The sequence below is a fragment of the Citrobacter sp. Cpo032 genome, assembly GCF_030332975.1.
In the GTDB taxonomy this organism is placed as follows: domain Bacteria; phylum Pseudomonadota; class Gammaproteobacteria; order Enterobacterales; family Enterobacteriaceae; genus Citrobacter; species Citrobacter portucalensis.
Genome location: NZ_JAOWGU010000014.1, coordinates 1 through 23,611 on the forward strand (window position 1 = coordinate 1; position 23,611 = coordinate 23,611).

Below are 23,611 nucleotides of genomic sequence, written 5' to 3' on the forward strand. Positions count from 1 at the left end.
GTTCCGTGTCAGTGGAGGCGCATTATAGGGAGTTATTTCAGGCTGACAAGGGGAAATTTAAAATAATCTTCCGAGTGCGTATTTTTTCATCAAAACCACTTAAACTGACAGTTTTTCGAGCGTTTTAAAGCCATAGCGCTGTAGCACAGGCAATAATTGTTCAGCTTCTGTCGTCATTGCCATACAAAATGCGACGTTCTCATCGGTTGATTTCGCATCTGGCGCTTCATGCTCTAACAACCAGGCCGTGCGGCGCGCTATCGCGGCACCAGAATCCACCAGTCTCGTCCCCTCGGGCAGGACCTGTAAAAGCTCTTCCTGTAATAGAGGGAAATGAGTGCAACCGAGCACTACTGTGTCAGGTGGTTCAGACATCCGCAGCCATGGACGCAGAATACGCCGCAGTTCTTCCAGAGAAACTGTTTCACCGTGCAGCTTCGCTTCCGCCAGTTCCACCAGCTCAGCAGAACCCAACATTGCAATTTGGCATTCGTTAGCGAATCGCGCAATCAGCTCATGGGTATACGAGCGCTTCACCGTTGCACGTGTAGCCAGTAGCCCCACAACACCGTTCGCCGTGAGTCGCGCTGCCGGTTTAATCGCAGGCACCACGCCCACAACCGGGAAAGCAAATTTCTCACGTAACGCAGGGAGCGACACCGTGCTTGCTGTATTACACGCGATGACCGCAAGAGAGAGGGGATAGCGCTGCTGGACCGCAGTCACTATCTCAACAACACGCTCGACGATAAACTCCTCGCTCTTCTCTCCATAAGGAAAGGCGACGTTGTCGAAAGCGTAGATATAGTGGAGATCCGGCAGAAGACGCCGGATCTCGTCATAGACCGACAACCCACCGACGCCGGAATCAAACACCAGCACGGTGGGACGGGGATCAGAAGGTGTAGCTGCCAGACAAGGTGTATTCCCGTCCTGCAGTTGCGTAGCCATAAACTGTCTCGTAATCTTTATCGAACAGGTTGGCGATTTTACCACGAACTGTCAGCTGTGAGGTGATTGGATATGACACTCCGATATCCCACAAGCTGACGCCGCCCAATTTAACATCACGATTATTGTCATAATCATTATCGTAACGTTCACCTATATATTGATAAGCAACGTTCCACCCCAAGTCCTGAACCTGCCCAGTTAACTCATACTTAACCTGCTGTTTTGCTCGGCGATAGAGTACCTTATTCGTATCATCATCCCGCGGGTCAACATACTGTAGCGTCAGGTGATGATCTACTGGGCCAGTCGTAACATTCCCAGTCCATTCCAGCCCTTTAATCGTGGCTGACTTAACGTTGATATACTGGTTATTCTTGTAATCGATCAGGTTTTGAATTTCATAATGATATGCAGAAAGACGCCAATCAAGCGGCCCTGTCAATCCATCAATCCCTGCTTCCCACTGTTTAGATTCTTCCGGTTTCAAATTCGGGTTGGCTGCAATACCCGGCCCATAGGAAGAGGCAAAACGCGTAGCCCCGTATTGCTGACCAAGTGAAGGAGCCAGGAAACCTGTGCCATAAGAGAGCGTTGCACGGTAGCCATCAACAAACTCCCAGCCTGCAGCAGTCTGCCAGGTGCCATGCCAGCCGAATTGTTCATCATGATCTTCACGGCCTGAGGCTTCCAGCGTGACGCTATCAATTTGTTGTTGCCCAGTTAGATAAAGTCCGGTCGTATCACGTTTATAAGCGTCCGATTTCGTGGTACTACTGGAAGTCAGCTTTTCTTGTTTCCAGTCGACACCACCGCTAATCGCTCCATGCCCAACCTCAACGTTATTTCCCCACTGAATATAGCGCTGTTCCATATTATCCAGCGTAGCATCCCCCGCATAACGACCGAGTTGATTGCTATAGTTGTAATCTTTGAGATGCTGGTAGTTAGCAATCAGTTGGGCGGAATAGATACCTGAGCTGTAACGAAGGCCGGAATCCCAGGACTGAGTGTAACTCTGAGCTTCGTCATTACCGCCAGCATAGCCATAAGAGCCCTGATCGTAATCGCTATTCGCCGTGTAGCCGTAACCACGGAAGAAACCGGAGAAGTTATCGTTAAACTTGTGCTGCAAGCCGCCCCAGAACAGTTTGTTGCGATAACCATCGCGATCGCTGTCACCGCTGTAAGGGGAATCAGGTTGAATGTTAAAACCTTTGGTCGTCTGGTAAGCGCCAGCCGCCGTCACCATCGTGTCACCAAATCGTTTATTTATCGTGCCGTCGTAGGTCTGATAACCATCAGTCCCCATACCTGCGTTGATCTGTGATTTCTCTTCATTACTCATCGTAATGATGTTCATCACACCACCGATCGCACCAGATCCGTACACAGCTGAACGCGGCCCGCGAATATATTCAACACGTTGCACCAACGATACCGGAATCTGACCAATATCAATCGCATTACCGATGCCCGCACGCGCCATCGGCACGCCATCAATCAATACCAGGACATGCCGGGACTCAGTACCGCGAACATACAGCGAGGAGCTTTTCCCCATACCGCCGCTTTGCGAAATATCTACGCCCGGCAATCGGCGCATGACATCATTGAGATCTTTTGACTGCCAGCGCTGAATATCTTCACGCGTCACCACATCAGTGGGAGCAAGGACAGTATTAACAGGCTGCTGAAAACGGTTGGCAGTAACAACGAGAGTATCTGGGCTAGTATCCTGTGCCCAACCAGAAAATGCCGTGACGGAAAGTGCCGTGCACAGCAACGATTTTTTAATCATTGTAAAGCATCCACAATATAAGAAGGATGCCGCAGGTCCCACCGATAGTACGCGATGATGAAAGCCAGATGCGACGTTAGCCGGCAGGTCTTCGGGCTTGGAGGCAACTTAAAGAGACGATGACTTCCCACGGCATGCCGCAGTGTCTGCACCAGGTGCGCTCATCCCCTACCTTCCTTACCGCTGCGCGTCAGCTCCAGATTCACACTGGATTCCCTTTTAACTCACAGGACCGGAAAACGGATGCTACAGTTTGTTACAACCCACTGTCCAGACTGCGTATCACAATATCGGAAATCATCAATGACTGGACATCTGATGAGCAATCCCTACAATCCCCGCGTACTTTTATTTTTCAGGACGCATCATGACCCCCGAACACCTTCCGACAGAACAGTACGACGCACAGTTAGCTGAAAAAGTGGTGCGTCTGCAGAGCTTAATGACGCCATTTTATGCACAGGCTCCGGAAGTGTTTCGCTCACCGGTCAGCCACTACCGTATGCGCGCGGAATTCCGTTTGTGGCATGACGGTGATGATCTGTACCACATCATGTTCGACAGTCAGACTAAAAACCGTATCCGTGTCGACAGCTTCCCGGCAGCCAGTGAGCTTATCAACACGCTGATGACGGCAATGATCGAAGGCGTTCGCAACAACCACGTCCTGCGTCACAAACTGTTTCAGATTGATTACCTAACTACCCTGAGCGATCAAGCGGTGGTCTCGATGCTGTACCATAAAAAGCTGGATGACGAATGGCGTCAGGAAGCTGAAGCGCTGCGGGATGCGCTGCGAGCGAAAAACCTGAATGTGCATCTGATTGGCCGGGCAACCAAAACCAAAATCGAGCTGGATCAGGACTACATTGACGAACGCTTGCCGGTTGCGGGTAAAGAGATTATCTATCGCCAGGTTGAGAACAGCTTCACCCAGCCGAACGCCGCCATGAATATTCAGATGTTGGAGTGGGCGATTGATGTCACCAGGGGCTCAAAAGGCGATCTGCTGGAGCTGTATTGCGGCAATGGCAATTTCTCGTTAGCCCTGGCACAAAACTTCAACCGCGTACTGGCAACGGAAATCGCCAAGCCGTCCGTTGCTGCTGCACAGTACAACATTGCGGCTAACCAGATTGAAAACGTACAAATAATCCGCATGGCGGCCGAAGAGTTTACTCAGGCGATGAACGGCGTTCGCGAGTTCAACCGTTTGCAGGGAATCGATCTGAAGAGTTACCAGTGTGAAACTATCTTCGTTGACCCACCGCGCAGCGGTCTGGACAGCGAAACGGAGAAAATGGTGCAGGCGTATCCGCGCATTCTGTACATCTCCTGCAATCCGGAGACGCTGTGTAAAAACCTGGAAACGTTAAGCCAGACGCACAATGTTTCACGTCTGGCGCTATTCGATCAGTTCCCGTATACGCACCATATGGAGTGCGGCGTACTGTTAACCAAGAAGTAAAACTGAACGTAGGCCGGCCGCTTCAGATTGCCGGATGGCGGCTTTGCCTTATCCGGCCTACAGTTACAACTGTTACTCTGCTATTTCCTGCTTACGGTTACGCACTTTAAAGCCGATCCAGAACACCAGAATCACCGACAGTACCGCCGGGAAGAAGTTAGAGCCGATATCCGGATATTCAGCGCGTACTACGGTGCTGTACAACAGAACGCCGAGGATAAAGCAGGCGGCAGCCAGGCCCGGCAATCCCACAGGCATGGTGCGGTTCTGATAGCGTTGATGCAGACAATAAACCGTCAGCACCAGCGAAATGATCGGGAATACTGAGAATGGCACAATGGAGCTAAACAGCGCCGCAAATGTACCATTGATCGATAAGCCAGCAACCAGCGCCAGCAGCAGCGTACCTTTATCTTGACCTGACTGTTTCATTGCTTGTCCTTCTCGTTACTCGGAGTGGTGCGTCATCTTCTCTTGTTCACGGCGGTACCAATAAAATGCGCCTTTCGCGATCATGCGTAGTTGCAATACCAGCCGCTCTTCCAGCTGTCGGCGCTGCTCAGCGCCAACATCCAGTGCTTCTGCCCCGGCGCTGAACACAATGGTTACCATGGCTTCGGCTTGTGCTTCAGTAAACGCACGAGGCATATGGTTTTCGAGTTCCAGATAGTCCGCAAGTTCCGCAATGAAGTGCTGAATTTCACGAGCGACCGCTGCACGAAACGCTGCGGATGTCCCCGAACGCTCGCGCAATAATAAACGGAAGGCGTTGGGATTGTTGCCGATGAACTCCATAAATGTTGAGACCGAGGTGCGGATCACACTCCCGCCCTTCGCGATACGCTGGCGCGCCTGGCGCATCAACTGACGCAGCATCAGACCGCTCTCGTCCACCATCGTCAGGCCGAGTTCATCCACATCGCGGAAATGGCGATAAAACGAGGTTGGCGCAATGCCCGCTTCACGAGCGACTTCGCGTAAACTGAGGCTGGCAAAACTACGCTCAGCGCTGAGTTGACTAAATGCGGCTTCTACCAGCGAACGCCGGGTTTTCTCTTTTTGTTGCGCTCTAACGCCCATCACGATGTCTGAATCCTTCCACATACCTTGCTGGCACTATACCAGAGATTAGGCGGTTGGCATGGCTTTGTGAATGATTGTTTACGCGCAGTTTGTGCTTCGACTTCGCAAAAAAGCACAACGATAATTGGGTTATCTCAACAACGATGTTACTATTCTGTTGCTTTTATGTATAAGAACAGGTAAGCCTGACCATGTCACATTCTTACGATTACGATGCAATAGTAATAGGTTCCGGTCCCGGCGGCGAAGGCGCGGCAATGGGTCTGGTTAAGCAAGGAGCGCGCGTCGCGGTGATTGAGCGCTATCATAATGTCGGCGGAGGTTGTACCCACTGGGGCACCATCCCGTCGAAAGCTCTCCGCCACGCCGTCAGCCGCATTATTGAATTCAATCAGAACCCACTGTACAGCGACCACTCCCGACTCCTTCGTTCTTCTTTCGCCGATATTCTCAACCACGCTGATAACGTTATTAATCAGCAAACGCGTATGCGGCAAGGATTTTACGAGCGCAACCACTGCGAAATTTTGCAGGGAAATGCCCGTTTTGTTGATGAACACACGATCGCCCTGGAATGTCACGACGGTACGGTGGAAACGCTGACTGCGGATAAGTTTGTTATTGCCTGCGGTTCGCGTCCTTATCGCCCTGTTGATGTCGACTTTTCGCATCCCCGGGTTTACGACAGTGACTCTATCCTGAGCCTGCACCACGAACCCCGTCATGTGCTGATTTATGGCGCAGGGGTCATTGGCTGTGAATATGCGTCGATCTTCCGTGGAATGGACGTCAAAGTTGATTTAATCAACACCCGCGATCGTCTGCTGGCATTCCTCGATCAGGAGATGTCCGACTCGCTCTCTTACCACTTCTGGAACAGCGGTGTGGTCATTCGCCACAACGAAGAGTATGAGAAGATTGAAGGTTGCGATGACGGGGTCATCATGCACCTGAAGTCCGGTAAGAAACTGAAGGCCGACTGCCTGCTGTACGCCAATGGCCGTACCGGTAATACCGATTCGCTGGCGCTGGAAAACATTGGTCTGAAAACCGACAGCCGCGGGCAGCTCAAAGTGAATAGTATGTACCAGACGGCGCTGCCGCATGTGTACGCCGTAGGGGATGTGATTGGTTATCCGAGCCTGGCATCGGCGGCCTACGACCAGGGACGCATTGCCGCCCAGGCACTGGTAAAAGGCGAGGCCACCGCGCATCTGATCGAAGATATCCCAACCGGGATTTATACCATTCCGGAAATCAGCTCCGTTGGTAAAACAGAACAGCAGCTCACGGCAATGAAAGTTCCCTACGAAGTTGGCCGCGCCCAGTTTAAACATCTGGCACGTGCACAAATCGTGGGTATGAGTGTCGGAACGCTGAAGATCCTGTTCCATCGCGAAACCAAGGAGATTTTGGGGATCCACTGCTTTGGGGAGCGCGCGGCCGAAATTATTCACATCGGACAAGCGATAATGGAGCAAAAAGGTGGTGGTAACACTATCGAGTACTTCGTTAACACCACCTTTAACTACCCAACCATGGCAGAAGCCTATCGGGTAGCGGCGCTAAATGGCTTAAACCGCCTGTTTTAACGCACTGTCGAAATGGCCATCCATTGATCCACGGATGGCCTCTGCCAGCTGTTCATAACGGCTGCGCAGCGGCGAACCAGGACGGTACACCAGACCAATCGTACGACGCGGTTCGGGTTTAATGCATGGCAGATAAACGACACCATCACGCTTACGCTCCGGCGGAACGGCCAGCGCAGGCAGTAAGGTAATACCACTGCCTGCCGCCACCATGTTACGCAGCGTTTCCAGACTGGTTGCCCGAAAATGGGTATCTTCATCAGCACCCGCTTCAAAGCAGAAACCCATCGCCTGATCGCGCAGACAGTGGCCATCTTCCAGCATCAGCAGTTTTTCACCCGCCAGATCGGACATCGGTACACAGTCACGGTTTGCCCATGGGTGATCTTCATAGATCGCCAGCATCATAGGCTCATCAAATAACGGTACTTCGATGAACGCCTCACTCTCTTTGACCAGCGCCAGAATGACGCAGTCGAGCTTGCCGCTATCCAGTTGCGCCAACAGCTGATGTGTCTGCGCTTCATGGAGATACATCTCCAGTTTTGGGAAGGTCTGGTGCAACATCGGAATAATATGCGGCAGCAGGTATGGCCCCACCGTTGGGATCAAACCAATATGCAGCGGGCCAGACATTGTCTCGCCTTGTTGGCTTGCCATCTCCTTGAGCACTTTGACCTCGCGCAGCACGGTGCGCGCCTGATCCACCAGCAGCAAACCGGCCTGGGTGAACAGCACCTTGCGACTCGTACGCTCCAGCAACATGACGCCAAGCTCATCTTCCAGCTTGCGGATCTGCCCGCTCAGCGTGGGTTGGCTAACGTGACAGGAGTCTGCCGCTCGTCGGAAGTGACGATGTTCGGCTAGCGCCACCAGGTATTCAAGATCACGAATATTCATTATTCATCCTCCATCGCCACGATAGTTCGTAGCGATAGGTAGCATAGCAACGAACGATTATCCCTATCAAGCTTTCTGTTTAATAATGCACCACAGAAACGGAACGGTACCCCTTTAACCCTTGAAGCTACTGTCCGTTTTGAGAGTTTCTCTCATACTCGAAATAACTAAAGCCAACGTGAACTTTTGCGGACCTTGCGTCCGCATTTTTTTTGCATAAAAAAGCCCGGCGTCGCAAAGCTCGGCCGGGTTATGGTTTGGTAGGCCTGATAAGCGTAGCGCCATCAGGCAGAACGGCGCACAGTGCCGGATGGCGGCTTTGCCTTATCGGACCTACAGACGTGCCTTCGCGTAGTCGATCGCCTGCGCAACCTGCTGCGGCGACACGCCACCTTTCGCTGCACGTTTATCCAGACACGATTGCAACGAGAGGATCGGGTAAACGTCATCACCAATCACCTGGCTAAACTTTTGTAAGTCGACAAGCGACAGCGCTTCCAGCGGTTTGCCCTGACGAATCGCCTCGACCACCGTTTCCCCCACAATATGGTGCGCTTCGCGGAACGGGACGCCTTTCGCCACCAGATAATCCGCCAGCTCAGTGGCGTTAGCATAACCCTGCTGCGCCGCTTCCTGACAACGCGGACGTTTCACCTGAATGCCATCCAGCACCAGCGCGGCCATATGCAGGCAGTCCAGCCAGGTGTCGAGCGCGTCGAACAGCCCTTCTTTGTCTTCCTGCATATCTTTGTTGTATGCCAGTGGAAGGCCTTTTAACGTCATCATCATGCCGGTCAGCGCACCCTGCACGCGACCGCATTTGCCACGGATCAGCTCCAGCGCATCCGGGTTTTTCTTCTGCGGCATCAGAGATGAACCGGAAGTCACACGGTCGGAGAGTTCAACAAAGCCCGCTTCGCCGGTGTTAAAGAAAATCAGATCTTCAGCAAAACGCGACAGGTGTACCATGCCGATAGAGGCATCGGAGAGTAACTCCAGCACGTGGTCACGGTCAGAAACGCTGTCCAGGCTGTTGCGCGTTGCCGAGGCAAAGCCCAACCAACCCGCCAACTGCTCGCGATCGATTTCATACGCCGTACCCGCCAGCGCGCCGCAGCCTAACGGACTGACGTCCAGGCGTTTGAGCGCATCCTGCAAACGGCTCTCGTCACGCGCCAACATTTCAACATAGGCCAGACACCAGTGAGCAAACGTCACCGGCTGCGCACGTTGCAGGTGGGTGTAACCCGGCATGACGGCGTCCTGGTTATTCTCCGCCGTCACCACCAGCGCAGTTTGCAACTGACGATTGGCCGACAGTAATTCGATAACCGTGTCTTTGCACCACAGCTTGAGATCGGTCGCGACCTGGTCATTACGGCTACGCCCGGTATGCAGTTTTTTACCAAGCTGGCCGACTTTATCAATCAGCTTACCTTCCACCCAACTGTGAATATCTTCGGCATCGCTTTGCAAAATCTGCTGAGGATTCGCGCGAACCTCTTCCAGCAGGTTATTCAGCGCCTCTTCCAACTGCAGCTGTTCATCGGCAGTCAGTACACCGACCGTTACCAACGCTTTGGACCAGGCCACAGAGCCAACAATATCCTGTTCTGCCAGGCGGTAGTCAAAACGCAACGAGTCGTTGAACTGTTTGAACCGCTGATCTGCTGCCTGTGTAAAACGCCCACCCCAAAGTGCCATAACGAATTTCCTTAATATGATATTTTTGCCCGGTGGCGCTGCGCTTACCGGGCCTACAAAACCCACGTAGGCCGGATAAGGCGAAGCCACCATCCGGCACATTAATAGTTAAGCCAGAATACGCGTACCAATTGGCGTGCCGTTAAACAGCGCCGGAAGTTGCTCTGCATGACGCCAGGAGGCGATATCCACCGGACGGCCCAGCGTACGCGCGGCATCCAGTGCCGCATTCACCTTCACGATCATGCCATCGGTAATAATGCCCTGTTCAATCAGCTGTTCCGCTTTCGCTGCGGTCATTTCGGCAATGCGCTGGCCTTTGCCATCCAGAATACCGCTCACATCAGAGAGCAGGATCAGATCCGCACCCAGCGTTCCCGCCAGCGCCGTTGCAGCCTGATCGGCATTCACGTTCATCAGCAGACCATCATCAGTGACACCAATAGAGCTCACTACCGGCAGAAAACCGCTTTCCAGCAGCGTGTTAATCAGCTTAGGCGAACCCGGCTGCGCCAGTCCAACATGACCCAGTTCTTTATCGAGCGGCGTCACTTTTACGCTGTCGCCATCGCCAAGATACAGACCCACAGACGCGATGTGATGCTTTTTCGCCCAGGCCAGCAAGGTTTTATTCGCCGTTCCCGCCAGGGCACCGGTAATAATGTCAATTTGATCGGCAGGCGTGACGCGCAGACCATTTTTCTTTTTCACCGGCAGATTCAGCTGCTTCATCAGCTCGTCGACCACGCAGCCGCCACCGTGCACAATGACCAGCGGACGCTGGTGCGACTCACGATAATTCACCAGTGCGGTAAACAAGCGCTCCAGCGCCTCTTCACTATCCAGTAAAACGCCGCCCAGCTTGATAATTAATGGATTCATTGTTGCACCCTTAAATAAGAGACTGCGTTTGGGCAAAGCCAAAACGAATATTTGCGCACTGCATCGCCTGTGCCGCCGCGCCTTTCAATAAGTTGTCTTCCGTCGCCACAACGATCAGATGCTCACCCTGCACAGCAAACCCGATATCGCAGAATGGTAATCCAACCACATTCTTCAGCGCTGGAACCCCTTTGTCATACAGACGCACCAGCGGTTTATCGCCATACGCCTGTTGCAGCGTCTGAGCCACCTGAGCATGAGTTACGCCCGCTTTAAGGCGGCAAGTGATAGTTTCCAGAATTCCGCGCGGGAAGTTGCCCAGATGCGGGGTGAAAATCACTTCAGCCCCCAGATGAGTAGCGATTTCCGGCTGATGACGATGGGTAAACACGCCATACGGTTGCAGGCTTACTTCGCAAAAACTATTAGAGATAGCCGCTTTACGGCCCGCGCCGCTCACACCGCTGGTCGCATTAATTACCGGCCACTGGCTGAGATCCAACAACCCGGCGTCAATCAGTGGTTTCAGCGAAAGCTGCGCCGCCGTCGGGTAACAACCCGGCACAGCAATCAGATTCGCTTCTTTCAGTTGGTCTTCTTTCCATTCCGCCAGCCCGTAAACTGCCTGCTCCAGCAGGTCGGGATGCTGATGGGTAAAACCATAATATTTTTCATAGAACGCGCCGTCATTTACGCGAAACGCACCAGAGAGGTCAAACACCACGCAACCGGCCTGCAAAAACTGCGGAGCCAGGTCATGACTTACCTCATGAGCCGTTGCGAGGAACACAACATCCACCCCTGCGCTAAACTCGCTGATATCTGACATTGGCTGCAACGGTAAATCGACAATGCCTTTCAACTGCGGATGCAAATCGGAGATTAATTTTCCTGCATCATTGCTTTGCGCTGAGACGGTCAAAGCGGTTATGGTCATATCAGGATGGCGATTTACATAGGTCACAAGCTCTGCGCCGGCATAGCCACTGGCGCCCACAATCAGCGTATTCAACATCGGGGCTGCTCACCTTCTTAGATTCTGTTGCCAGGTATAAGCCTTTATCACCTCACCTTACACTTGGTGGGTTTTATTACGCTCAACGTTAATGTATTTTTATTCATAAATTCTGCATGAATATTGATACTATCATGACCCGAGGTGTGTCAACAATGAAAAACAATTTACCGCCATTTATCGAGATTTACCGCGCTCTGATTGCCACGCCATCGATTAGCGCTACCGAAGAAGCGCTCGATCAAAGCAATGCAGGTTTAATCACTCTGTTGGCGGGCTGGTTTAAAGATTTAGGCTTCAATGTGGAGGTCCAGCCGGTTCCCGATACGCGGAATAAATTCAATATGCTGGCGAGCATTGGACAGGGCTCTGGTGGTCTGTTGTTGGCGGGCCATACCGATACCGTACCCTTTGACGACGGACGCTGGACGCGCGATCCGTTCACCCTGACCGAGCATGACAATAAGCTCTATGGTTTGGGTACGGCGGACATGAAAGGCTTCTTCGCCTTTATCCTCGACGCGTTGCGTGATGTCGACGTCACGAAGCTGAAAAAGCCCCTCTACATTCTGGCCACTGCTGACGAAGAGACCAGCATGGCGGGAGCTCGCTACTTCTCTGAAACCACTGCTCTGCGCCCAGACTGCGCGATTATTGGCGAACCCACTTCACTGCAACCGGTTCGCGCACACAAAGGTCATATCTCTAATGCGATTCGCATTCTGGGACAATCGGGTCATTCAAGCGATCCGGCGCGTGGCGTTAATGCGATTGAACTGATGCATGATGCCATCGGCCATATCATGCATCTGCGCGATGACCTGAAAGCGCGCTATCACCATGATGCCTTTACCGTTCCGTATCCAACGTTAAATTTGGGCCACATCCACGGCGGCGACGCCGCCAACCGAATCTGCGCCTGCTGCGAACTGCATATGGATATTCGCCCGCTACCGGGTATGACGCTAAACGATCTCAATGGGTTACTTAACGAAGCGCTGGCCCCTGTCAGCGAACGCTGGCCGGGTCGCCTGACCATATCGGAACTGCATCCACCGATTCCAGGCTATGAGTGTCCACCTGACCATCAACTGGTAGAGGTGGTTGAGAAACTGCTGGGCGCACAGACTGAAGTGGTGAACTACTGCACCGAAGCGCCATTTATCCAGACGCTTTGCCCGACGCTGGTATTGGGTCCTGGTTCTATTAATCAGGCGCATCAGCCGGATGAATATCTGGAAACACGCTTTATTAAGCCAACTCGCGAATTAATCACCCAGGTTGTGCATCATTTCTGCTGGCATTAACTGCTTGTCACCCCGCTAATCCTTTAGTGGTAAGCGGGGTGATTTTTTAACATTTCCATAAGCAACGCTTATTTGATTGGATGTGAATTAAATAACGTAAATTCACGGCATTTATTCGTTTGCTGAACCGATTTCGCAGCAATTGACGTCACGTGTTTTACGTGGCTTTATAAAAGACGGCTAAAAAGTTAAGTCCGCAAGATTTCGCGTGATAGTCAGGCGTGAAAGATACAGGACATATTCAAAATAGATGGGGTGTCTGGGTTAATATGAACGAACAATATTCCGCGTTGCGTAGTAATGTCAGTATGCTCGGCAAAGTGCTGGGAGAGACCATCAAGGATGCGCTAGGAGAGAACATTCTTGATCGCGTAGAAACAATTCGTAAGCTGTCCAAATCATCTCGCGCTGGCAATGAAGTTAATCGCCAGGAATTGCTCACCACACTGCAAAATCTGTCTAACGACGAGCTGCTGCCGGTTGCCCGCGCATTTAGCCAGTTCCTGAACCTGGCCAACACCGCCGAGCAATACCACAGCATTTCGCCAAAAGGCGAAGCAGCCAGCAACCCGGAAGTGATTGCTCGCACTCTGCGTAAACTGAAAGAGCAGCCCAACCTCAATGACGCCACCATCAAGAAAGCCGTAGAATCACTCTCTCTGGAGCTGGTACTCACCGCCCACCCGACCGAGATCACTCGTCGTACGCTGATCCATAAAATGGGTGAAGTGAACGCCTGCCTCAAGCAGCTTGATAACAAAGACCTCGTCGATTATGAACGCAACCAACTGATGCGCCGTCTGCGTCAGCTCATTGCCCAGTCCTGGCATACGGATGAGATCCGCAAGCTGCGCCCAAGCCCGGTTGATGAAGCTAAATGGGGTTTCGCGGTAGTTGAAAACAGCCTGTGGGAAGGTGTACCGAACTACCTGCGTGAGCTGAATGAACAACTGGAAGAGCATCTGGGTTATAAGCTGCCGGTTGATTTTGTCCCGGTTCGATTTACTTCCTGGATGGGCGGCGACCGTGATGGTAACCCGAACGTAACGGCAGATATCACCCGTCACGTGCTATTACTCAGCCGCTGGAAAGCGACAGACCTGTTCCTGAAAGACATCCAGTTTCTGATTTCTGAGCTGTCGATGGTGGATGCCACGCCAGAGCTGATGGCGCTGGTAGGCGAAGAAGGTGCAGCTGAACCTTATCGCTATCTGATGAAAACCCTGCGTTCTCGTCTGATGGCAACCCAGGCCTGGCTTGAAGCCCGTCTGAAAGGCGAGAAATTGCCGAAACCTGCGGGACTTCTCACCCAAAACGAACAGCTCTGGGACCCGCTATACGCGTGCTACCAGTCTCTGCAGGCCTGTGGCATGGGCATTATCGCCAATGGCGAATTGCTCGACACCCTTAGGCGCGTGAAGTGTTTCGGTGTGCCGCTGGTGCGTATTGATATTCGCCAGGAAAGCACCCGTCATACTGAAGCCCTGGGCGAACTGACCCGTTATCTGGGTATTGGCGACTACGAAAACTGGTCGGAAGCGGATAAACAGGCTTTCCTGATCCGCGAACTAAATTCCAAGCGTCCGCTCCTGCCGCGTAACTGGGAACCGAGCAACGACACCCGCGAAGTGCTCGACACCTGTCGGGTCATTGCCGAAGCCCCATATGGCTCCATTGCCGCCTATGTTATCTCGATGGCGAAAACTCCGTCGGATGTGCTGGCCGTGCATCTGCTGCTGAAAGAAGCCGGAATTGGTTTTGCTATGCCGGTCGCTCCGCTATTTGAAACGCTGGACGACCTCAACAATGCCGATGACGTCATGTCTCAACTTTTAAATATCGACTGGTACCGCGGCTTTATTCAGGGCAAACAGATGGTCATGATTGGCTATTCTGATTCTGCAAAAGACGCGGGCGTGATGGCGGCCTCCTGGGCGCAATACCAGGCTCAGGACGCGCTAATCAAAACCTGCGAAAAAGCCGGTATCGAACTGACGCTTTTCCACGGTCGCGGTGGTTCCATTGGTCGCGGCGGCGCGCCTGCACATGCGGCGCTACTCTCTCAACCGCCGGGCAGCCTGAAAGGCGGTCTGCGCGTGACAGAACAAGGGGAGATGATCCGCTTTAAATACGGCCTGCCGGAAGTGACCATCAGCAGCCTGTCGCTGTACACCGGAGCAATTCTGGAGGCCAACCTGTTACCACCGCCAGAACCGAAAGATAGCTGGCGTCATATCATGGATGAGCTTTCCGATATTTCCTGCGAGCTCTATCGTGGATATGTGCGTGAAAACAAAGACTTCGTCCCTTATTTCCGCTCGGCAACACCTGAGCAGGAACTGGGTAAACTCCCGCTCGGTTCACGTCCGGCAAAACGCCGTCCGACCGGCGGGGTAGAGTCTCTGCGCGCCATTCCGTGGATCTTCGCCTGGACGCAGAACCGCCTGATGCTCCCGGCCTGGCTGGGTGCAGGTACCGCGCTGCAAAAAGTGGTTGAAGACGGCAAGCAAAGCGAACTTGAAGCCATGTGCCGCGACTGGCCATTCTTCTCCACACGCCTTGGCATGCTGGAAATGGTTTTCGCGAAAGCAGACCTGTGGCTGGCAGAGTATTACGATCAGCGCCTGGTCAAAAAAGATCTGTGGCCGTTGGGTGCAGAGCTACGCCAACGCCTGGCAGCAGATATCGATGTCGTACTGGCGATTGCCAACGACTCACATTTGATGGCCGACCTGCCGTGGATTGCCGAGTCCATTCAGTTAAGAAATATTTATACTGACCCGCTGAACGTATTACAGGCAGAGCTGTTACACCGCTCACGCCTGGCGGAAGAGCAAGGCAATGCACCGGACCCACGCGTGGAACAAGCATTGATGGTCACAATCGCTGGTGTCGCCGCTGGTATGCGTAATACTGGCTAACGACCCCTCTCGTCGCCTTCGTGCTATTGTATGAAGGCGACGGCAAAAACTGCTGTCCTAACCGCTTCTTTTTCAATATATTCCCGCCTGAATATATTCACTCCATGAATATATCAACAACAAAACACGATCCTAAGATCGTGATGCTTCAGTTCCTCTTAATGTTTAGTCGCTACTCTTGGCGCTACGATTAAAGACAGGCTCACATTATGCAATCCTTACAACTCCAGTCTAAACCCGCCTTTAGCTGGAAAGCCCTGGGTTGGGCGCTCCTCTATTTTTGGTTTTTTTCCTCATTACTGCAGGCCGTTATCTATTTTAGTGGCTACAGCGGATCTACCGGTTTACGCGACTCCTTGCTGTTTAGTTCGCTGTGGTTGATTCCGGTATTCTTATTTCCAAACCGTATCCGCATTATTGCTGCAGTGATAGGCGTGGTGTTATGGGCGGCCTCGCTGGCTGCTCTGAGCTATTACGTCATCTACGGGCAAGAGTTCTCGCAAAGCGTTCTGTACGTAATGTTTGAAACCAATGCGAACGAAGCCAGCGAATATCTGAGCCAATATTTCAGCCTAAAGATTGTCTTAATTGCGCTGGCCTATACAGCTGTGGCAATTCTGCTATGGACACGTCTGCGTCCTGTGCATATTCCATCACCCTGGCGCTATCTGGTGTCGTTTGCACTGTTATACGGATTGATTCTGCATCCGATGACAGTGAACACATTTATCAAACATAAGCCGTTTGAAAAAACGTTGGATGGCCTCGCTTCACGCATGGAGCCTGCCGCACCGTGGCAGTTCATCTCCGGGTATTATCAGTATCGTCAGCAGTTGACCGCACTGAATAGCCTGCTGAATGAGAACAATGCCCTGCCGCCGCTGGCCAACTTTAAAGACAACTCCGGTGATGCGCCGCGTACGCTGGTACTGGTGATTGGCGAGTCAACGCAACGTGGCCGCATGAGCCTGTACGGTTACCCACGCGAAACAACGCCGGAACTGGATGCGCTGCATAAATCCGATCCTAACTTCACCGTGTTCAATAATGTCGTGACCTCACGTCCGTACACCATTGAAATCCTGCAGCAGGCGCTGACCTTTGCCAACGAGAAGAACCCGGATCTGTATCTGACTCAGCCGTCCCTGATGAACATGATGAAACAGGCAGGTTATAAAACCTTCTGGATCACCAATCAGCAGACGATGACCGCCCGCAACACCATGCTGACGGTGTTCTCTAAGCAGACGGATAAACAGTTCTATATGAACCAGCAGCGTACCCAAAGTGCGCGCGAATATGACAGCAACGTGCTGGCGCCATTTAAAGAAGTACTGGCTGACCCTGCACCGAAAAAGTTCATCATCGTTCACCTGCTGGGTACGCATATTAAGTACAAATTCCGTTACCCGGATGGTCAGGGTAAGTTCGACAATAATATCGACAATGTGCCCGCTGGCCTGAGTAACGATGAACTGGAAGCTTACAACGATTACGACAGCGCGAATGTTTACAATGACCATATCATTGCCAGTCTGATCAAAGACTATAAAGCGACCGATCCGAACGGCTTCCTGCTGTACTTCTCCGATCATGGAGAAGAGGTATACGATACGCCGCCGCATAAAACGCAGGGTCGTAATGAAGACAACCCAACGCGCCATATGTATACGGTGCCGTTCCTGCTGTGGACCTCGGAAAAATGGCAGGCCGCACACCCACGTGACTTCTCACAGGATGTGAATCGTAAATACAGCAGCTCAGAGCTTATCCACACCTGGTCTGATTTAGCGGGCTTCACCTATGATGGTTTCGATCCAACTCGTGCCATTACCAGCCCGCAGTTCAAAGAGACGACCCGCTGGATTGGCAACCCGTACAAAAAGAATGCCCTGATTGATTACGATACCCTGCCTTACGGCGATCAAATCGGTAATCAGTAACAGTCTGCCGGATGCGCTACGCTTATCCGGCCTACAGCTCGCAAAGACTTGTAGGCCGGATAAGGCATTAGCCGCCATCCGGCAATAATCACTTGAGGGCGATTGTTTTCAACGTTACTGTTTCCCTGTCTGCTGCCTGCAAGGGATTAACATGTATCACGACATCAGCCACCTGCTCTCTCGCCTGATCAACGGCCCCACACCGCTGCGGCAGATTTACTTTGCCAGCACCAGTAGCTCAACGCCGGAACTGGCGTATCAGGTCGATTTTCCCCGACTGGAGATTGTGCTGGAAGGTGAATTCACCGATAACGGTGTTGCTGGCGCATCCGCGACGTTACAGCCTTGCGATGCCTTGTTCGTTCCGGCTGGTGGCTGGAACTTTCCACAGTGGCTCACACCGGTGACCACGCTCAGTATCTTATTTGGCAAACAGCAACTGGGTTTTAGCATCGTTCAGTGGGACGGTAAGCAATATCAAAACCTTACCCGCCAGCACGTTGCGCGGCGTGGACCGCGTGTTGGCTCATTCCTGCTGCAAACGCTCAATGAAATGCAGATGCAGCCGCAGGAGCAGCAAACCGCCAGGCTAATCGTTGCAAGCTTACTGAGCCACTGCCGCGATCTGCTCGGCAGCCAGATCCAAACCGCATCACGCAGCCAGGCGCTTTTCGAAGCCATTCGCAACTATATTGACGAACGCTACGCTTCACCGCTCACCCGAGAATCCGTCGCGCAGGCGTTCTACATCTCACCCAATTATCTTTCCCACCTTTTTCAAAAAACGGGCGCTATCGGGTTTAACGAATACCTGAACCACACGCGACTGGAACACGCAAAAACGCTGTTGAAGGGTTACGAATTGAAGATTAAAGAGGTGGCGCACATTTGTGGGTTTGTTGACAGCAACTACTTCTGCCGCCTGTTTCGCAAAAATACCGAACGTTCACCATCAGAATACCGTCGGCAGTACCACAGCCAATTGACGGAGAAAGAAGCTAATCCAGAGTAAGATGTGTGTGCTGTGGCGCTGAAAGCAGCTTTCGTACGGCGCTCATCACCCGCTGCGGCTCACGCAGAAATGCGCTAATGCCCGACTGAACATATCGGCTCTGCGTAAAACGCTCTGCTCCTGCCAGTTCAATATCAGTAATGAGCAACACCACATCAGCGCGGTTAATATCCTCTTCCATCAGGCGATTTTCGGTTCCCAATGCCCCTTGAGTTTCGATCTTGATGCTCCATTTTTCCTGCTGGCAGAGTTTCTCCAGCCGCTCAGCTGCCATATAGGTATGGGCCACGCCGCTTACGCACGCGGTGACAGCAACCAGATATCGTACAGGTGCGATGGTCATACTATCCTCCTACTGTTACCTGAAATCCGGCGCATTCTGCCATCTTACGTATAATATCCACCTCTTGCGCCGTCGGTACGGGCACTTCTTTCATCAACCAGGGCAAACCGAGCAGGCTGTATTTGGGCTCGCCATATTGATGAAACGGTAGCAGGTGTACCTGTTTTATGCCTAGTGATGACAACATCGTCAACACATGCTGCGTGTTATCTGAATTCATCGTAAAGCCCGGAATCAGCGGCAGGCGAGGTATGACATTAACCCCTTCCTCCACCAATAGCCGTAAATTCGCCAGTACACGCGGTAGGTTCATGTTGATGACCTCACGAGCCAGATCTCCATCCATTATTTTGAGGTCGAACAACACCTCATCACACTCTTTTGCCAGCGATAACAAGCGACCGGCCGGCGCATCGCCAGCCGTTTCAATTGCACAGCGCACATCCCAGCGCCGCAGACGTTGCAGGAACCGTGTGGCAAAGGGCGCTTGCATCAGCACTTCACCGCCGGAAAGCGTTACCCCCCCACCAGAAGAGCGAAAGAAAATATCATCTTTCATCACTTCACGTTCCAGATCGTCCAACGTGATATCACGACCAATACGTTCAAATGCCCCAGAGGGACACTCGTCGGCATCACGCAGACAGGGTGTACAGTGCAGACATTTACTCTCCCGCCGTACCGTTTCAATACGTGGCGAGAGTGATTCCGGGTTAGCACACCAAGGGCAGGTATGCGGACAGCCTTTAAAAAAGACGACCGTACGAATACCCTGCCCATCATTCAGTGAGTAACGCTGAATGTTGAATATACGCGCGACTTCCTCGCCTCGTGGGTCAATTACCTCACAGTTGATGCGCGGTGCGGCGAATAATGTCATCCTGGATCTCCTTCGACAACTCGACAAAGAAGGCGCTGTAACCCGCCACGCGCACCACCAGCCCGGTGAAATCCTGCGGGCGCTGCTGCGCTTCGCGCAATGTGTCGGCATTCACCACGTTAAACTGGATATGCTGGAGTTTGAGCTGGGTAAATGCCCGCAGAAAATCCGCCAGCTTGCGTAAACCGGCCTCACCTTCCAGTGTGGCTGGCGTAAACTTCACGTTCAGCAACGTCCCATTGGAAAGCAGTGTGTTATCCAGCTTGCTGACCGACTTCAATACCGCCGTCGGTCCTTGCATATCCTGTCCCAGCATCGGCGACAGCCCCCCATCTGCCAGTTGCTCCCCGGCTAAGCGGCCATCCGGTGTTGCCCCAACGACCGAACCCAGCGGCACGTGTGCAGAGACGGTATACGAACCCGGCGTAAATTGCCCGCCGCGCGGATTCTGGTATTTCTCTACCTCTTTGCAGTAATGACGTAGCAGTTCGGCGCTAATGTTATCTACATCATCGATATCGTTGCCGTATTTTTCGAAGCGATTGATCAGCCTGGCGCGAACTTTCTCGCCTTCCGGGGTAGCAAAGTTATCTTTTAGCACCGACAAAAGTTCATCAAAAGATAAGCGCTGTTGTTCGAATACCAGCCCATTGAGCGCATGCAGCGAATCGCTCAGGTTTGCAATACCGATCCCCTGTACGCCGGAGAAGTTATAACGCGCACCGCCGTCGGTAATATCGCACCCTTTATCCAGACAGTCGCTAATAAACGAGGAGAGCAGCGGCACCGGCGCCCAGTCGCGGTGACCGATATCGCAGATATTACTGCCCTCCACCATCAACGTGATGTAGTGGCTGATTTTGGCACGAATATGCGCCAGGAGATCGTCGTACGTCAGAGTGCGGTTGCCTTCGTTCTCATGCAGACAAATTTCCATCACTTTCAGCAGATTAAACATAGCGATATCGTGCAAACCGTATGTTCTGCCTGGAATAGACAGCTCGACACAGCCTACTACCGCGTAATCCCGCGCATCTTCCAGCGAAACACCGCGATTCAGAAACGCGGGCACCACCACTTCATCGTTAAAGATTTGCGGGATGCCGGTACCAAGACGAATGGTCTGTGCTGTTTTCATCAGGAACGGTGTATCGATCAATGCATTCGTGCGCACACCGAGGTTTGGTTGTGGTAGCTGTACGTTCTGATACGCATCAAGACAGAGGAAAGACAATACATTTACCGCACTACGACCATTCTCCGTCAATCCCCCCAGTAGCGCGGTGTAGCCTGTTGGGAAGCCAGCGAAGTAGCGCGCACTGCTGGTGGATCGCAGCAGTACGATGTCATTACATTTCACCCATAGGGATTCGAGGATCTCTTGTAAGAATGCTGGGTCTTCCCCCTGCGTCAGCGAAGCCTGATAAAACGGCAGCATATACTGGTCGAAGCGTCCAAGTGAAAGAGAACTGGCGTTGGATTCATATTGCAAAATAATGTTCATGTACCAGAACAGCTGACATGCCTGCCAGAAGGTTTGCGGCTTGCTTTGGGCGTTATGCCGAGAGTTTTCAGCAATCGTCAGTAATTCCTGGCGTCGCTGCGCATCCGGGCAGCTTTCCGCCATCTTCTCTGCCAGCATAGCGTAACGCAGAATATGGTTTTGCGAAGCCTCAAGCAGCAGCAGCGCAGCCTGATAAAAGTGATTCTCCGGCTGCTGCAGACAATGCGCTCGCATCTGCGCTACCAGTTCGCCAAGCCCATGATTCAACAGGCGTGGATAATCAATAATGATATGTCCCTGACCTTTGTCAGTCTGGTTAATGCTAAAAATCTGGGTACTGACGGCAGCTTTAACCTCATCGGTCATCTGACCGTTGATGAAATCTTTCATCGACCGCTTTTCCCAGTACGGATACAGCACATCGCGATAGAGATGTTTATCCTCTTCGCTGATGTCAAAACGGTCCTGCGGACGGGTTGGAAACTGCTCCAGCTCTTTAAGCAGCCAGTAAGGATCCATTTCCGGTGACATAATGCCCGCACGCGGTTTAACAGTACGGTTTCCGGCAATCAGTTCCTCATCACGAATCGAAATCTCAACGTGCTCAAGAATATATGCGGTGGCTTTCGCCCGACGCAGAATAACCGGCTCTCCCTCCGTCTGCTGGTGGCTGGCGGTATATAACAGCGCACGTTCAAGCGAAATTTCACGGTTGTTCTGAAACAGAGCGGTTTTTAAACGTTGGATACGGTTCGTCATGAGGAACTCCTGCGGGAATAGTTGCCTGATGGCGCTACGCTTATCAGGCCTACGCATCTGTAGGCCGGATAAGGCGAAGCCGCCATCCGGCAAACAAACGGTTAAGCGGTTTGCGCCAGATGCGCGCCAATCTTGTTCATGATGGCGTCGGCACGTTTCACTGCATCGCTGATGTTGACGCGAACGATAGTTTTGCCCGCAAAACGTTCTTCAAATTTAATACCAATGTCCTTGGTCAGAATGACCATGTCGGCTTCCGCCACATCCGCCGCGGTCAGTTCGTTTTCCAGACCGATCGAACCCTGAGTCTCAACCTTTACTTGCCAACCTTTAGCTTTAGCGGCGCTTTCCAGCGCTTCGGCTGCCATATAGGTGTGGGCAACGCCAGAAGGACATGCGGTTACTGCGATAATCTTGGTCATGACTCATTCCTCACTTAATTCATTTCAAAATCTAAATCCAGGTCATCTTCTTTCTGATCGACCTGAGACACTTTTTTCCGCGCCAGACTTTTCAGTACGTTAACGCACACGGCGGTCACTACAGCACCAACCGCAACCGCCGCGATATAACCCAGTTTTCCTTCCACTACAGGCAGAACAATCAGCCCGCCCCAGCCGGCATAACACTGCGCACCAAACAGGGCGGCGGTTACCGTGCCACAGGCGGAACCAACCATAATCGATGGAATTACGCGCAGCGGATCGGCTGCAGCAAACGGAATCGCGCCTTCCGTTACGCCAACGCAGCCCATTACCAGCGCAGCTTTACCGGCTTCGCGTTCTTCAGAAGAGAAATTCTTACGACCAATCAGCGTCGCTAAACCTAAACCCAGCGGCGGCACGCAGATCCCTACTGCGGCGATTGCCACGACGGTATAAACCCCCTGCGCCACGCAAATCAGCATGAAGGCGTAGGCAACTTTGTTAATTGGCCCTCCCATATCGAAGGCCAACATCAGTCCCATAATTACCGCCAGCAGCACAATGCTGCCCTGCTGCATACCCTGCAGCCACTCGGTCAGGCTAGTAGTTAACGCGCCAACAGGCTCCCCCAGCCCCCACATCATGATACCTGCGGTGATAAAAGTGCCGACGATGGGAATAACGAAGATAGGCATTACCGAACGCAACACCTTATGTACGGGGATCTTCTTCAGATAATGGACAACGATACCGCCAATAATCCCAGCAATTAATGCGCCAAAGAAACCTGCACCGAAGCTGTTTCCCACCCATGCGCCAATCGCACAAGGGGCCAGAGCAGAACGTTCAGCGATGGAATAGCCGATATAAGCAGCAAGAAATGGCACCATCAAAGTCAACCCGGCGACGCCAATATCAAACAGCTTTTTAAGATTAGGATCGGTCGCAGCATCCGGTACCGCGCCTTTGCCATACAGCATGACGGAGACAGCCAGCAAAATACCGCCCGCTACGACGAAGGGGATCATATGCGAAACACCGGTCATCAGGTGCTGACGAGTATTTTTCAGGATTTGTACCAACTCTTTCATAAGTCGCTCCCGGGCTGCCTAAAGCCCATA

19 protein-coding genes and 1 riboswitch are annotated in these 23,611 nt (G+C 52.4%); of the genes, 6 read left to right on the plus strand and 13 right to left on the minus strand.

Annotated elements, in window-relative coordinates; all coding sequences use genetic code 11:
* Positions 1-99 precede the first annotated feature (99 nt).
* Both murI and btuB read right to left on the minus strand, forming a co-directional pair.
* Positions 100-951, minus strand: a complete 852-nt coding sequence (murI, locus tag OGY33_RS00070; protein ID WP_003847829.1) for a glutamate racemase — start codon at positions 949-951, stop codon at positions 100-102.
* Entirely contained in the window at positions 896-2,752 is a 1,857-nt protein-coding gene (gene btuB / locus OGY33_RS00075; RefSeq protein WP_191238951.1) for a TonB-dependent vitamin B12 receptor BtuB, read from the minus strand. Before btuB ends, murI begins: the two co-directional genes overlap by 56 nt.
* A gap of 65 nt (positions 2,753-2,817) precedes the next feature.
* A riboswitch (cobalamin riboswitch) is annotated at positions 2,818-3,004 on the minus strand.
* A gap of 115 nt (positions 3,005-3,119) precedes the next feature.
* On the opposite strand from btuB, the gene trmA reads away from it, so the two are divergent.
* On the plus strand, positions 3,120-4,220 hold the full coding sequence (gene trmA, locus OGY33_RS00080) for a tRNA (uridine(54)-C5)-methyltransferase TrmA (RefSeq protein WP_048215167.1): 1,101 nt from the start codon (positions 3,120-3,122) through the stop codon (positions 4,218-4,220).
* Positions 4,221-4,292: 72 nt separating this feature from the next.
* On the opposite strand, the gene OGY33_RS00085 is transcribed toward trmA, so the two are convergent.
* Positions 4,293-4,652 carry a YijD family membrane protein gene (locus OGY33_RS00085; RefSeq protein WP_003825114.1) on the minus strand — a complete coding sequence of 120 codons (360 nt, stop codon included), beginning with the start codon at positions 4,650-4,652 and terminating at the stop codon, positions 4,293-4,295.
* 15 nt (positions 4,653-4,667) lie between these two features.
* Entirely contained in the window at positions 4,668-5,303 is a 636-nt protein-coding gene (gene fabR / locus OGY33_RS00090) for an HTH-type transcriptional repressor FabR (RefSeq protein WP_003028862.1), read from the minus strand.
* Positions 5,304-5,494: 191 nt separating this feature from the next.
* Between fabR and sthA the strand changes: the two genes are divergently transcribed.
* Complete coding sequence (sthA, locus tag OGY33_RS00095) at positions 5,495-6,895, plus strand: Si-specific NAD(P)(+) transhydrogenase (protein WP_003028860.1); 1,401 nt, start codon at positions 5,495-5,497, stop codon at positions 6,893-6,895.
* Here the strand turns inward: sthA and oxyR are convergent.
* The 4 genes from oxyR to argC all read right to left on the minus strand — a co-directional run bounded on the left by oxyR (position 6,878) and on the right by argC (position 11,396).
* Positions 6,878-7,795, minus strand: a complete 918-nt coding sequence (oxyR, locus tag OGY33_RS00100; protein WP_008787060.1) for a DNA-binding transcriptional regulator OxyR — start codon at positions 7,793-7,795, stop codon at positions 6,878-6,880. The two genes, sthA and oxyR, sit on opposite strands and share 18 nt — an antisense overlap.
* Before the next feature lie 333 nt (positions 7,796-8,128).
* Complete coding sequence (argH, locus tag OGY33_RS00105; protein ID WP_008787059.1) at positions 8,129-9,499, minus strand: argininosuccinate lyase; 1,371 nt, start codon at positions 9,497-9,499, stop codon at positions 8,129-8,131.
* 108 nt (positions 9,500-9,607) lie between these two features.
* Entirely contained in the window at positions 9,608-10,381 is a 774-nt protein-coding gene (gene argB / locus OGY33_RS00110) for an acetylglutamate kinase (RefSeq protein WP_100271668.1), read from the minus strand.
* Between the two features lie 10 nt (positions 10,382-10,391).
* On the minus strand, positions 10,392-11,396 hold the full coding sequence (argC, locus tag OGY33_RS00115) for an N-acetyl-gamma-glutamyl-phosphate reductase (protein ID WP_032945645.1): 1,005 nt from the start codon (positions 11,394-11,396) through the stop codon (positions 10,392-10,394).
* A 155-nt stretch (positions 11,397-11,551) separates the two neighbouring features.
* Here argC and argE point away from each other — a divergent pair, with 155 nt between their 5' ends.
* From argE to OGY33_RS00135, 4 genes are all read left to right on the plus strand, one after another.
* Entirely contained in the window at positions 11,552-12,703 is a 1,152-nt protein-coding gene (gene argE, locus OGY33_RS00120; protein WP_048215168.1) for an acetylornithine deacetylase, read from the plus strand.
* 269 nt (positions 12,704-12,972) lie between these two features.
* On the plus strand, positions 12,973-15,624 hold the full coding sequence (ppc, locus tag OGY33_RS00125; protein ID WP_003825139.1) for a phosphoenolpyruvate carboxylase: 2,652 nt from the start codon (positions 12,973-12,975) through the stop codon (positions 15,622-15,624).
* A 209-nt stretch (positions 15,625-15,833) separates the two neighbouring features.
* Positions 15,834-17,567, plus strand: a complete 1,734-nt coding sequence (locus tag OGY33_RS00130) for a phosphoethanolamine transferase CptA (RefSeq protein WP_079935055.1) — start codon at positions 15,834-15,836, stop codon at positions 17,565-17,567.
* Between the two features lie 151 nt (positions 17,568-17,718).
* A complete protein-coding gene (locus tag OGY33_RS00135; protein WP_048215170.1) occupies positions 17,719-18,579 on the plus strand; it encodes a helix-turn-helix transcriptional regulator in 861 nt (286 codons plus the stop codon).
* Here OGY33_RS00135 and OGY33_RS00140 read toward each other — a convergent pair.
* The 5 genes from OGY33_RS00140 to OGY33_RS00160 form a co-directional block, all read right to left on the minus strand.
* Positions 18,566-18,922 (minus strand): PTS fructose-like transporter subunit IIB, encoded by a 357-nt coding sequence (locus OGY33_RS00140; protein WP_048215171.1) that lies wholly within the window; start codon positions 18,920-18,922, stop codon positions 18,566-18,568. The genes OGY33_RS00135 and OGY33_RS00140 overlap by 14 nt on opposite strands.
* A gap of 1 nt (position 18,923) precedes the next feature.
* Positions 18,924-19,802: a [formate-C-acetyltransferase]-activating enzyme gene (locus OGY33_RS00145; protein ID WP_128317573.1), complete on the minus strand. Its 879-nt coding sequence runs from the start codon at positions 19,800-19,802 to the stop codon at positions 18,924-18,926.
* Positions 19,768-22,065: a formate C-acetyltransferase gene (locus tag OGY33_RS00150; RefSeq protein ID WP_032945638.1), complete on the minus strand. Its 2,298-nt coding sequence runs from the start codon at positions 22,063-22,065 to the stop codon at positions 19,768-19,770. The genes OGY33_RS00145 and OGY33_RS00150 overlap by 35 nt, the downstream gene beginning before the upstream one ends.
* Positions 22,066-22,166: 101 nt before the next feature.
* Positions 22,167-22,487 (minus strand): PTS fructose-like transporter subunit IIB, encoded by a 321-nt coding sequence (locus OGY33_RS00155; RefSeq protein ID WP_003825151.1) that lies wholly within the window; start codon positions 22,485-22,487, stop codon positions 22,167-22,169.
* Between the two features lie 14 nt (positions 22,488-22,501).
* Positions 22,502-23,581: a PTS fructose transporter subunit EIIC gene (locus OGY33_RS00160; protein WP_003825153.1), complete on the minus strand. Its 1,080-nt coding sequence runs from the start codon at positions 23,579-23,581 to the stop codon at positions 22,502-22,504.
* Positions 23,582-23,611: the final 30 nt, after the last annotated feature.